Below are 12,406 nucleotides of genomic sequence, written 5' to 3' on the forward strand. Positions count from 1 at the left end.
CCGATTGCGGCGCTCCCGCTCTCCGGCTCAGCTCCGCCGCCCTCGCTTCCCCGCGGCGAGCTCGCCGAACCGCTCCAGGTAGCCGCCGAACCGGTCCAGCACCTCCCGCTCGGTGAGCCCGAACTCGTCGAGAGCGTAGCGATGGACCCCGCAGCGGTGCTGCGGGTGCTCGCGCATCCACCCCTCGATCCGCGCGGCGACAGCGCCGTCGAACCCGAGGCCGAAGCGCTCGTGGATGCGCCGCACCAGCCCGGCGGGATCCGCGGTCAGCTCCTCGTAGCTCGCGTCGAAGAAGCGCGCCGGATCGAGCCGCGCGCGGGCCTCGAGGAAGCGGTCCATCATGGCGCCGAGCAGATCGAGGGCCCTCGGGCCGACCGCGCGTGGCTCGACCCGCCGCTGGTGGATCGCGCGCGCGGCCGCGACGAGGCTGCAGAACGACGGGACGACCCGGAGCGGATCGCGGTGTGTCATCACGATGCACGCGTCCGGATACACCTGCAGGAGCGCGGCGATCGCCGGCAGGTGGAAGGGAGACTTGAGCACCCAGCGCCCCTCGGGGCGCCCCCATTGCAACACCTGCAGCTGGCGGCGGTGATGCTGGTAGTCCGGGACGAGGTCCTGCGCGAGCGCCCACCTCTTGTACGACGGCGTCTCGGCGCGGACATAGGGGAGAAGGGTGTTCTGCATCAGGAACACGCACTCTTCCGGGCTGTCCGCAGAAAGCTCGTGGATGGTAGCAAAGATCGGACACATGGCGTGCGCGAGGCGGACGCGGCGCTTCGCCGCCGCGCGCCGGGGGTCGCGGGCCTCGTCCTCGGGACGGACCGGCGGCGACGGCGCGTGGAGCCGCCAGAAGCGCGGCGCGTGCGCGTCGGGGTGCAGCGTCATCAGGTTGTGCAGCAGCGTCGTGCCGGTGCGCGGATAGCCGACGATGAAGACCGGGCGCGGCGTGCGCTGCTCGGCGATCCGCGGCTCGCGCCGCGCGTCCTCCCGCAGCAGCAGGCGATTCGCGATCTGCCGCTCGATCTCCTCGCCGAAGCCGAGCCTCCCGAGCAGGGCCAGCTCTGCCTCGTCCTCGAGCGAGGCGGAGAGGACCCGCAGCCCCTCCCAGAACCAGCCCTCGCCGGGATCGGTCAGGCCCGTGCGCCGCCGGGCGCGCACGGACAGGACGTCGACGTCCAGGGGGGCGATCGCACGGAGCGCCGAGCGCCCCATCCGCGCCCCTACCGCGTTGACCGCGCGGAACGGCATCGACACGCGGTACGGATGACGGGTCGATCTCGTGGGTCCGCGCATGCGCCAGCCTCAGGGTAGGCGCGCGCCGCACGGAGGGATAGCGCCGACCGGGCGCACGCGGGCCGGTCGGCGGCCGCGCCGCGAGCGCCTCGCGGTCCTTTTCGGCGGGGCGCTCCCGGCCCACACTGCCGCCATGCACGACGACAGCGCCCCCCGGCTCTCCGCGCTCACCGAGAGGACCCTGGCTCACTACGACGATCACGCCCTGTCGTTCTGGGAGGGCACGCGCGATCACGACGTCTCGCAAAACCGCGCCGCGCTGCTCGCGGCCCTGGAGGGGGCAGGTCCGTTCACGATCCTCGATCTCGGCTGCGGCCCCGGGCGCGATCTCGCGGCGTTCCGCGCGGACGGGCACAATCCGGTCGGGCTCGACGGGTCCGCGCGGTTCGTCGAGATGGCGCGGCGACACGCGGGCTGCGAGGTGCTCCACCAGGACTTCCTGCACCTCGACCTCGAAGCCGGGCGCTTCGACGGGATATTCGCCAACGCGTCGCTGTTCCACGTGCCGAGCAAGGAGCTGCCGCGCGTGCTCCGCGAGCTCCACGCCGCGCTCCGCCCGCGCGGCGTCCTCTTCAGCTCGAACCCGCGCGGCGACGATCGGGAGGGGTGGTCGGGCGACCGGTACGGCTGTTATTGGTCGCTCGAGCGGTGGCGGGAGCACGTGACCGCCGCCGGGTTCGAGGAGATCGAGCACTACTATCGACCGGCGGGCCGGCCGCGCGAGCAGCAGCCGTGGCTGGCGACGGTGTGGCGCAAGCGCTGATCCCTCGGCGCGAGCAGCTCGCGATCAATCGCCCCGGATCGGGAGGAGACACGCCGGTGCCCGCGGTCAGTGCGCCCTGATCACCTGCGGGCGCGCGGGCGTGCGGGCGGCGGGGGCGCGGGACGCGGGCCCGCGGATGACCGCCGGACCCAGCGCGACGATCACGAGGGCCAGCGCCACGACGAGGGCGAGGCCGCCGCGCAAGGTGAGGCGATCGGAGACCAGGCCGATGGCCGGAGGGCCGACGAGAAAGCCGCCGTACGACAGGGTGGCGAGCGTCGCCAGCGCCTTGCCGGGCGCGACGCCGGGGGCGCTCGCCCCGGCCCGGAAGACCAGCGGCACCACAACCGACAGGCCGGCGCCCACGCACCCGAACCCGAGCAGCATGGCGATGGGGGCGTTGGCGAGCAGCGCCGCGCCGAGCCCGCCTGCGACCACGGCCCCGGCCGCGCGCACGACCCGATCGGCGCCGAACCGCTGCGTCAGCCCGTCCCCGGAGAACCGCCCGAGGAGCATCGCCAGCGAGAACGCGGCGTAGCCGGTCGCCGCGAAGGCCGCGGTGGTGTGGAGCTCGTCGCGGAGGTAGACGGCCGACCAGTTGGCCATCGCGCCCTCACCCACGGACGAGCAGAAGGCGACGAGGCCGAGCAGGAGGAGCCCTGTCGAGCGTGCGGCCCCGGGGGCGGCCGCGGTCGATGGCTCGGGGCGCGCGTCGGCCGAGAGCGCCCTGCCCTCGCGCGCGACGGCCGCGGCGAGGACGGCGGCGACGGCGAGGAGGTGCGCCGCGGGCGACAGCGCCCGGTCGGCCGCGAGCGCGCCAAGCGCCGCCCCGATCAGCCCGCCGAGGCTGAACATGCCGTGGACCGAGGCGAGGATGGGCCGATCGGAGCGCCGCTCGACCTCGACGGCCTGCGCGTTCATCGCGACGTCCATGAGGCCGTTGCACACGCCGAGCAGCAGGAGGGCCGCGACGAGCGCGGCGAAGGACGGCGCGAGCGCTGGCAGGGGCAACGCCGCGCACAGGAGCAGGGCCGAGATCCGGGTGATGCGCCGGCTCCCGAAGCGGGCGACGAGCGGCCCGGCGGCGCGGAAGGCGAGCATCGCGCCGCAGGCGAGGCCGAGGAGGGCGAGGCCGAGCAGGCCGTCGCGCAGCCCGAGCCGCTCGCGGACCGCAGGGACACGCGCGGCCCAGGACGCGAAGGCGATGCCGTTCGCCACGAACATGACCGAGACGGCGCGCCGGGCGCGCGCGACGTCGTCGACGAGCGAGAGGGAGGCGCCGCCCATCACGGCACCCCCCGCGCAGGACCAGGCGAGCCGCTGGCGCACAGCCGCGGCCCGGGGAAGGCCGTCCGGAGGACGGCGTTGAAAGTTGGAGGCTCCCCGGAAGGTTCGTGCATTTTCGTGAACATCAGGGAAAGATCATGGGGCCGGATCGGACCGTATCAAGCAACTTCGTGCACAAACAGGAACAATCGTGCAAAACAACGCAGACACCTCCGGCCTGATGGTGGCCGAGCGGCGCCAACATATTCTCGCGGTACTGGAACGTGACGGGAAGGTGGTGGCCGCCGAGCTGAGCCGTGCTTTCGGGGTCTCGGAGGACACGATCCGGCGCGATCTGCGCGAGATGGCGAACGAGGGGCTCCTGCAGCGGGTTCACGGCGGCGGCCTGCCGGTCTCGCGGGTGAACCCGAGCTTCCCTGCGCGCGAGCGGCAGCGGCCGAAGGCCAAGGAAGAGCTCGCGCGGGCCGCGGCGACGTTGATCAAGCGGGGTCAGGTCGTGTTCATCGACAGCGGGACGACCAACGTGGCTGTGGCGCGCCACCTCCCGCGCGATCTCGAGGCGACGGTCGTGACCAACAGCCCTCCTGTCGCCATCGCGCTCTCGGAGCACCCGCGGGTGGAGGTGGTCCTGCTGGGCGGGCGCATGCGCAAGGATCCGCTGGCCGCCGCCGACGGGGTGACCATCGCGGGGGTGCGCCAGATCCGGGCGGACCTCTGCTATCTGGGGGTGTGCACGCTCGATCCCACGTTCGGCGTCACCACGCTGGATCTGGACGAGTCGTACGTGAAGCGGGCGATGGTGGAGGCCTCGGCCGAGGTCGTCGCGCTGGTGACCGCGGACAAGCTAGGCACCGTGTCGCCGTACGTGGTCGCGCCGCTGAGCGAGCTCACATGGCTCTTCACCGAGCGCGGCGTGTCGAAGGAGGCGCTCGCCCCCTACCGGGCCGCGGGCGTCACCATCACCCAGGACCTCGAGGCGGAGCCGGCCTAGTCCAGCGGGTCAGAGATCCTGCCACGATCTCTGGGAGGCGCAGGCTCGCCCTGGCCATGCCGAGCTCGAGGTCCCTGGACGCCTCTGCTCATTTTTTCACGACGAACTTCGCCGTCGTGAACTTGACTGTCCCGCTGTTGTTCTGGGCCTCGACCAGCAGCTTGATCTCGTGCAGATTCCCCAGGGAAAGGCCGAGCGCTTCCCACTTGGTGAAGTGTTCGGAGACGGAGATGGTGCCGCACGTGCGAGCCGTCCGCCGGATGCTGAAATATTGATCGAACGTCGCGCTCGCGCCCGTGATGGCCGGCTTGTTCACGCGGGTCTTCTTCCACACGTCGTAGGTCTCACCATCGGCAGTGAGCGTTCCTACCTCGTCCCGCGGCGTCCCGTCGGAAGAGAAACCTGCCGGCTTTTCGCTGCCCCAGTCGTCGAGGATGTAGAACTCGCGCAGCGGGTTGACGGTCCAGCCGTAGATGCCGATGTACGTCAAGCCGCCGTCCTCCTCCGTCTTGGTATGCGCGAACTCCGCCGATACAGTGCCGATCTGGGTGTGCTTCTGGGTCTGGTTGAAGTCGAGCCCGACGCGCGCCAGGAAATCCTCGACATTGTTCCATTCCGCGCTGAACGCGGCGTCGACGCCGTGCACGGTCATGCAGCCCTTCCCGCCTCCCTCCGCCCAGAGCTCATAACCGTAACCATTGCCCGCATTGCCTCGGCTGTTCGAGCAATACTCCCTGCCTCCGGTCAGGGGTGTCGCCGGCGGGCAGGTGTTCGCGCCGCTGCCCGTGGACCCGCCGCCTTCACCGGTGGACCCGCCGTCGCCGGTGGAGCCACCTCCACCCGTCGCTCCGCCCGCACCAGGGAGCCCGCCGCCGCTGCTGCTCGCGCCGCCGCTCCCCGTGACGCCTCCGGTAGCGGAGGCAGCGCCCGTGCCCCCGGCGCCCGGTTGACCACCGCCTCCGCTCGCGCCGGTGGATCCTGCGATCGATCCGCCGCTCCCGTTGTCGTCCTTCACCTCCCCGGAGCCGGAACAGCCGGTGAAAGCCGCGGCAGCGAGGCAAGCGGCGAGGGTACCCAGCGACCAACGCGACGGAACGAGAACCTTCATGGTTGGAGCATGCCAGGGTATGCACATGGTGATCAAGGGAGGCGAACCGCTGGAAGGAGAGCTCGTCGTCGGCTCGCCGCATCGGGCAGAAGTTTCCAGACCCGCGCAAACATCCCGTTCCATGGGCAGCTCGACAAGTTCACCGGCGCGGTGACGAGCGCCAGTTCGACAGGCCCTCCCGCGATCTGCAGAACCCGTTCGGCCATCCAAGTGAGACATATAGGGTCCTGAGACTCCTGTACGCCGAGCACCGAAAACGCCGAGGTGAGCCCGTATCCGAAGCGGGTGACCGTCGCTCTAAAGCACCGTGTCCCGACGGGGAATCGACGAAGAGCGGAAGCCAGCTATCTTCGCGTCGACCTCGGCGGACGACAGGATCGTGTCCTCGGCGAAGTAGACCCAGTCGACGTCCTCGTGGTATGTCCGCGAGCTGCCCTTCGCGGCGTCGAGCTCATCGTACCAGAGGTTGAAGAAGATGAATTGATCCACTTCTGGAGCGTACATGGAACCGTGCGTCGCGCGATGCACTCCATCGATGTAATAGCTGATGGACGTGCTGGTGACCTGGACGACGAGCGTGTGAAATCCGTTGAAGTTCGCGGAGACCGAGTTCGAGACGTTCACGTCCGACGTCTCCCACGAGGTCAGCCACATCGTGCTCGTGTTGCCCTGGCCCCAACCGCCGTTGGGCATGTACTCGAAATCCTGCTCCGAGTAGTCCGGGTCGCCGGCGGCCCACTCGGTCAAGGTGAAGAAGGTCTCGACGGGCTTGTCGGCGTAAAGGCGCGTGCCGGACAGCGGGGTGTCGTTGAACTTGACCCTCGCAGCGTAGGTGCCGAAGCGGAACTTCTGGGCATTGGTGATCACCTCGGCCTGCGACGTGGTCGCTCCGGTGCCGCTCGTGCTCGCCTTGAGACGCATCAGCTTGTTCGTGGAGCTCTGCGGGTCAGCGACCATCGAAACGTTGGATTCCAGCCACGCCGCGCCGCTCACGCCCGGCGCCCCCGACCAGCTCCGCACCGACCACCAGCTCGTGAAGTTGGCGTCGCTGGTCCCGTTGTAGCTGAAATCGTCGAAGAACTCGGCCGTGGCCGCGCTGCCGGCCCGGGTCGTCGCGCTCGCCTGATTGGAGGCGGCAGACGCGCCGCCCGCGTTCAGGGCCGTGACCTTGTAATAGTAGGTGGTCGACGCCGCCAGGCCGGTGCTGTTGTAGCTGGTAGAGGTCACGCCGCTGGCGATGCGGTTCCCCGCGCCAGGCGTGAAACCCGACGTGGTCGATCGGTAGACGTCATAGCTCGTCGCACCGCTGCTCGCCGCCCAGCTCAGGGCGATCGCGCCTGCGCTCGACGCCGTGGCCGTCAGGGAGATCGGCGCCGGAGGCGGCGACACGCTGCCGCTGGGCGGCGTACCGCTGCGCAGGCCGCCCGTGGGAGCCGAGCCGGCGTCGTGCACGGTGATACGGCCAAAGTTAGAGAAGGTTGTCTGGCTTCCATACGAGTAATCGTCGGTCTCGACGACGTTCGCGTTGAACTCGATCCCGAGGTCGATCGGCTGGGTCGTCGCCCCCGCAGCCAGGCTTCCGGCGGCGCTGGTGAAGCCGATCTGCACGTAGCGATCAGCGCCAGTGTAGGACACTGTCCCGGTCGTCAGCGTAACTCGACTGCAGCCAGGGCTCCACCACCAGCACGCCGGGGTCACGGTCGTCGCGCTGTCTTTCGTCAACCAGTAGCGTATGACGATGCTGCTCAGCGGTATCGAGGCAGCGGTGTTGTTGCGGATTTTTATCCCGGCCTCGATGATGGAGTCGTTCGGCACGGCGGCGTCATAGTTGCTGTATTGAACGGTAAAGTCGGCCGCTCCGGCGAGGCTATCGCTCGAGTGACCGCAAGTCGAGAGCGCGATGAAGATGCTCAAGCACGCAAGGCGGAGGGCGCGAGCCCGCAAGAAATGGGCGATCCCTTCGAGGGACGTGGCACGTGTGCGTCGACCAGCCCGTCTCGTCTGCTCGACAGCATGTAGATATCTCGAGTTCATGATTGTCAATCGTGCTCCTTTCACGCCCGCATGGTCGAAAGATTGCGATGCGCTCGATCGCAACGATTCCTAACGATCGGACGATGTGCGTGGGACCGCCCCGAGCCTCGGTGCTTACGGGCCGATCCGCCGTCGCCTGGTCTGGGCGCGACGGCCGACTTCACCTTCAAGCACAGCGTGTTCAAGCACAGCGTGTGCCAGCGCTGAGCAGCGCCGGATCGGGCTTTGAAGCGACAGGCTCGAGGGAGGATTGCCGGGAGTGTGTGCGAGGGCGATCCCGGCGATCCTTCGGGTGCGATCTCTGGGGGAAAGGGGCGATCGGCGGGATCGCACCCGGCGTCATGGCGATCGCGGAGCGGCTCGGGGGGTTCAAACGCTGGATAACTTCACTATAGCTGCCCTCTGGATCTTCTTTGATCCATCGAGGCACGAACGTCACGCGGCCGTGACGTCGGCGCGGAGGCCTGCTGAGATGGAAGCATGCCTCCGTTGAGCGACGACGATGCCGCCTCCACCGAACTCCTGCCCGGGCCGGTGCGCCCCGCTGCGGCCGCGGCCGAGAGCTTCGCCCTCTCCGTCATGGCGGGCCCGGACGAGGGCCGACGGTTCACGGTAGCGCCGGGGCTGCCCTCGCGCGTTCTCGCCGGCACGAGCCCCGCCTGCGACATCGCCCTCACCGACCGGCTCGTGTCGCGCCGCCACGCCGCCTTCGAGCTCGCCGGCGCCCGGCTCCGCGTCACCGACCTCGGATCGACGAACGGCACCTTCGTCCAGGGGATCCGCGTGGGCGACGCGTACCTCCAGGGCAGCGAGCTCGTCCGGATCGGCGAGACGGTGCTCCGCGTCGAGGCGCTCGGCGTCACGCAGGCGGCCGACCTCTCGTCCGCCGTGCAGTTCGGCAGGCTCGTCGGCGCCAGCGAGGCGATGCGGCTGCTCTACCCGCTGTGCGAGCGCCTCGCGGCCTCGAGCGTCCCCGTGGTGATCGAGGGCGAGACCGGGACCGGCAAGGAGGTGCTCGCCGAGGCGATCCACGAGCAGGGGCCGCGCGCCGCCGGGCCGTTTGTGGTCTTCGACTGCACGGCGGTGCCGCCGACGCTCGTCGAGTCGGCGCTCTTCGGGCACGAGCGCGGCGCCTTCACCGGCGCGAACGAGGCCCGCCGCGGCGTCTTCGAGGAGGCGCACGGCGGCACGCTGCTGCTCGACGAGATCGGCGATCTCGATCTCGGGCTGCAGGCGAAGCTGCTCCGCGCGATCCAGCGCTCGGAGGTGCAGCGCGTCGGCTCGAACAGGTGGATCCGCGTCGACATCCGGGTGCTCGCGGCGACGCGGCGCGATCTGGAGCGCGAGATCCAGGCAGGGCGGTTCCGGGACGATCTGTTCTTCCGGCTCGCGGTGGCGCGGATCGAGCTGCCGCCGCTGCGCGAGCGGCGGGGGGACGTCACGGTGCTCGCGCACCACTTCTGGCGGCAGCTCGCGGGCCGCGGCGCGCCCTTCCCCCCGGGGTTCGGCGAGCGGCTCGAGGACTACGCCTGGCCGGGCAACGTGCGCGAGCTCTACAACGCCGTGGCGCGCCGGGTGGCGCTCGGCGAGGCCGCGCCGATCGAGACAACCCGGGCCGGGCTGGCCTCCCCGGGCGCGCCGGCTCCGCCCTCCACGCGCGGCGGCGCGGAGCCCGGGACATCCGGCGACATCGTCGAGGAGATCCTCGCGCTGAACCTGCCCCTGCCGCGCGCGCGGGAGCGGATCGTCGATCACTTCGAGCGGCGCTACGTGCAGCGCGTCCTCGCGCAGCACGGGGGCAACGTCAGCAACGCGGCGGCCGCGTCGGGCATCGCGCGGCGGTACTTCCAGATCCTGCGCGCACGGCGCTCCACCTGACGCCCGCGGCGCCGGCGCGCGGGACGACAGGCGCGCGACAGGCGCGCGACAGGCCGCGGATGAGCTCCAGGCGGCCCGAGAGCGCCGGATCGCCGGGGGCGATCCAGGAGTTCCCACGCTCGCGATCGAGGCGATCGCGGTGCGATCTCCCCGATCGCCCACGCGCGCCCCCGGCTCGCCGAGCGCGATCGCCGCGCGTCGGCGCCAGGAAGAGCTCAGCGACGGGCTGCCGCGACGCCGTGCGCCCATCGTCGGGGCCATCATCACGACTGGTACATCGCTTGCTCTTCCGGGAAACAGAAGCAGCGCAGCAGTAGCAGCAGCGCAGTTGCATCGGGCCACGACGACCCGGCCGCGCTCGGTACCACGATGTCCCCATCAACGGGTGGTGATCGAGGCGAGCCCAGCGGCGAGTCACGGCCCAGCGGCGCCGGATCGCAGCAGGGCAATGCTGCGTCCGGCGAGACCACCGTCGGCGAGCGTTCGTCTCTCGTCGAAGAAAGGCTACCATGTCTCTCCATCTTTCCAAGATTGCTCCCAAGCTTTCGCTTCTCCTCGTCGCCTTCACCGCGAGCGGGCTCGGATGCCTTGCTTCCAGTCCGCCGGAGGAGCTCGAGGTGGATCAGAACGAATCCGCCGCGTGCGCAGACTTTCCGGAGTGGCAGGACGGTCAGCCGTATGTCGCGGGGGACATCGTGAATTACGAGGGGTCGGCCTACATCGCCAAGTACGACAATCCCGGCTTCATCCCGACCGTCAGCACGTACTTCTGGGAGCCGTACTCCGGCTGCAGCGACAGCCCCGAGCCCACCGAGGGCTCCAGCTCCGAGCCCACCGAGGGCTCCAGCCCCGAGCCCACCGAGGGCTCCAGCCCCGAGCCCACCGAGGGCTCCAGCCCCGAGCCCACCGAGGGCTCGTGCAGCTATCCGCAATGGCAACAGGGTCAGCCGTATGCCGCGGGGGACATCGTGATTTACGAGGGGTCGGCCTACATCGCCAGGTACGACAATCCCGGCTTCATCCCGACCGTCAGCACCTACTTCTGGCAGCCGTACTCCGGCTGCAGCGACAGCCCCGACGACAGACCCCGCGCGGGCTTTGGGCTCCCCGAAAAGGTCGTCGCTGGCTACTACCCCAACTGGACGGAAGCGCCCGTCCGCATCCGGGACATCAACAGCAATTACAACGTGATCTATCTCTTTGCCGCGAAGCCCTTCGGAGGATCGCCCGGCACCACGGGCGCCGTCTACTGGGAGCCGCCGGGTGATGGCAAGGGAGCAGCGACGAACCTGAACGCCGACATCGAGTACGCACGGACGACCCAGGATCGCAGGATCATCCTCTCCGTCGGCGGAGAAAACAATGGAATGAGCTTCCCGACGCGCGCGAAGTCGGAGACGTTCGTCAATAGCGTGATCGGGATCTACGACCGCCTGGGTGGGTTCGACGGCCTCGACTGGAACACCTTCGAGGCCAATCAGGCCCCCGACACCTCCGAGATGATCTGGATCAGCCAGGAGCTGAAGCGGCGCATCCCCGGCTTCATCATCACCGCGCCTCCGGCCCCCTGGAACAGCCGCGACAAGACGTTTTGCCAGCAGATGGTGGACGCCGGCGCCTTGGACTACGCGGCCCCGCAGTACTACGATGGCCCCGATCTCGCCGAGCAGTCTTACATCGTGAACAGCGTGAACGAGTGGGTCTCGCTGCTCGGTCCGACGCACGTCGTCGTGGGGTTCGGGCTCTCGGACCGGCAATACTACATGTCGATCGACGAGGCGATCCCCACGTGGAATCAAGTCGAGAGCAACCACCCGGCGCTCCGCGGCGTGTTCGACTGGGAGATCCACATGGACGAGAGCAAGGGGTGGCAGTTCGCCAACGGCGTGGGACCTCTCGTCACGGACTGAAGCGGGATCGCGTGGAGCGCGCGGCGATTCCGCCCGCCGATCGCGGACAGCGCGCGCTCCCCTTGATTGAAGGAGATCTGCGCCTATCGGTAGAAGGCGACGTCGTCGATCCAGAGTTCGAACGACAGCTCCTTGTCGAAGAAGAACTCGATGGCCCAGAGCCGCTCCAGGGCGGGCGCGAGCAACTGCTTACCGTAGGGCTCCTGCTTGAGGCACTCCACCGGAATCTTGAAGTGCTTCCAGTCGCTCTCCAGCATGACCGGCTTGTGGAAGTGATTGTTGCATTCCCCCTCTGCGTCGTTGCAGATGCCCCCCATGTGATAGGTCTGCTGATCGATGAAAAGCACCTTCATTTTCCTGGTGGAGCCCTCCTCGGCGCGGGCCCAGAACGTGAGGCCACGGTACTCGGATGCGTCGTAGTAGGCCTCGTCGTCCAGATGGAAGCCGACGCCGGCTCCCCAGAGGAGGAAGCCATCATCGGCGCTCGTGTGCACGGCCTTGGTGCTGGCGCCGCGCGGAGAGTCAAGGGTGCTCACGAGGTCCGCCGGGTCCGCAGGCTCCTGCGTTCCTTCCGGTGACTCGTCGTTGTCCTCGAACCAGAACCCTGCCCAAGGGTTCGCCCCGTTCCCTTCGGAGATCCGGGTATCCCCGTCTTCCATGTCGTCGATCATCGACAGGTCGAGGGTCTCCCCGGGCAGCACCGCGAGGATCTCGCATGGATTCCCCGCGCCGCCGCCGCTCCCGGCCGCTGAGCCCGCTGCGCCACCGCCTCCGGAGCTCTGGTCCTCGGGCTCGTAGATCTTGTCGAAGCCGAAGATCTGCGCACATCCGAGCCCGAGCAGCGCCATGGCACATCCGCCGGCGCACCGAACGAAAGCCAGCATCGTCTTCATTTTCATGGGAAATTTCGCGAGGTTTCGGTCGCGGAGGATAGGAGGTTGGCCGCCGAAATGGAATGATGCCCCCATCAAGTTACACGGTTGTCACCGATCAGTCAGCGAGCGACCACCGGCCATTCCGCCGCGCGATGGCGCAGACCGACGGGGCGCACCCTAGATTTTTACTGAAACACTGTAAAAGGCGCTTCGATCCGTCAGTTCCCGAGTGCAGGCGTCGCGTACGCTGGTGTATAAGTTCGC

The 12,406-nt window shown here is 69.1% G+C and carries 9 protein-coding genes; 4 read left to right on the forward strand and 5 right to left on the reverse strand.

All coding sequences use genetic code 11. The annotated features are described in order from the left end of the window. Nucleotides 1-27: 27 nt before the first annotated feature. Nucleotides 28-1,296, reverse strand: a complete 1,269-nt coding sequence (locus WMF19_RS22935) for a sulfotransferase family protein (protein WP_437901020.1) — start codon at nucleotides 1,294-1,296, stop codon at nucleotides 28-30. Between the two features lie 133 nt (nucleotides 1,297-1,429). On the opposite strand from WMF19_RS22935, the gene WMF19_RS22940 reads away from it, so the two are divergent. Beyond that, the gene (locus WMF19_RS22940; protein ID WP_437901021.1) at nucleotides 1,430-2,059 is read left to right on the forward strand and encodes a class I SAM-dependent methyltransferase; all 630 of its coding nucleotides are present in this window, start codon (nucleotides 1,430-1,432) and stop codon (nucleotides 2,057-2,059) included. 66 nt (nucleotides 2,060-2,125) lie between these two features. Here the strand turns inward: WMF19_RS22940 and WMF19_RS22945 are convergent, their stop codons facing one another. After that, on the reverse strand, nucleotides 2,126-3,346 hold the full coding sequence (locus WMF19_RS22945) for an MFS transporter (RefSeq protein ID WP_437901022.1): 1,221 nt from the start codon (nucleotides 3,344-3,346) through the stop codon (nucleotides 2,126-2,128). A gap of 190 nt (nucleotides 3,347-3,536) precedes the next feature. On the opposite strand from WMF19_RS22945, the gene WMF19_RS22950 reads away from it, so the two are divergent. Continuing rightward, nucleotides 3,537-4,337: a DeoR/GlpR family DNA-binding transcription regulator gene (locus WMF19_RS22950; protein WP_437901023.1), complete on the forward strand. Its 801-nt coding sequence runs from the start codon at nucleotides 3,537-3,539 to the stop codon at nucleotides 4,335-4,337. Between the two features lie 88 nt (nucleotides 4,338-4,425). Here WMF19_RS22950 and WMF19_RS22955 read toward each other — a convergent pair whose 3' ends face one another. Continuing rightward, the gene (locus WMF19_RS22955) at nucleotides 4,426-5,445 is read right to left on the reverse strand and encodes a glycoside hydrolase family 11 protein (RefSeq protein ID WP_437901024.1); all 1,020 of its coding nucleotides are present in this window, start codon (nucleotides 5,443-5,445) and stop codon (nucleotides 4,426-4,428) included. A gap of 297 nt (nucleotides 5,446-5,742) precedes the next feature. After that, entirely contained in the window at nucleotides 5,743-7,359 is a 1,617-nt protein-coding gene (locus tag WMF19_RS22960) for a cellulose binding domain-containing protein (protein ID WP_437901025.1), read from the reverse strand. Nucleotides 7,360-7,959: 600 nt separating this feature from the next. On the opposite strand from WMF19_RS22960, the gene WMF19_RS22965 reads away from it, so the two are divergent. Beyond that, complete coding sequence (locus WMF19_RS22965; protein WP_437901026.1) at nucleotides 7,960-9,357, forward strand: sigma 54-interacting transcriptional regulator; 1,398 nt, start codon at nucleotides 7,960-7,962, stop codon at nucleotides 9,355-9,357. A gap of 617 nt (nucleotides 9,358-9,974) precedes the next feature. Beyond that, entirely contained in the window at nucleotides 9,975-11,267 is a 1,293-nt protein-coding gene (locus WMF19_RS22970; protein WP_437901027.1) for a glycosyl hydrolase family 18 protein, read from the forward strand. An 83-nt stretch (nucleotides 11,268-11,350) separates the two neighbouring features. Here WMF19_RS22970 and WMF19_RS22975 read toward each other — a convergent pair whose 3' ends face one another. Next, nucleotides 11,351-12,151, reverse strand: a complete 801-nt coding sequence (locus tag WMF19_RS22975; protein WP_437901028.1) for a hypothetical protein — start codon at nucleotides 12,149-12,151, stop codon at nucleotides 11,351-11,353. Between the last annotated feature and the right edge of the window lie 255 nt (nucleotides 12,152-12,406).

Origin of the sequence: Sorangium sp. So ce124 (assembly GCF_051525235.1) — a bacterium.
In the GTDB taxonomy this organism is placed as follows: domain Bacteria; phylum Myxococcota_A; class Polyangia; order Polyangiales; family Polyangiaceae; genus Sorangium; species Sorangium atrum.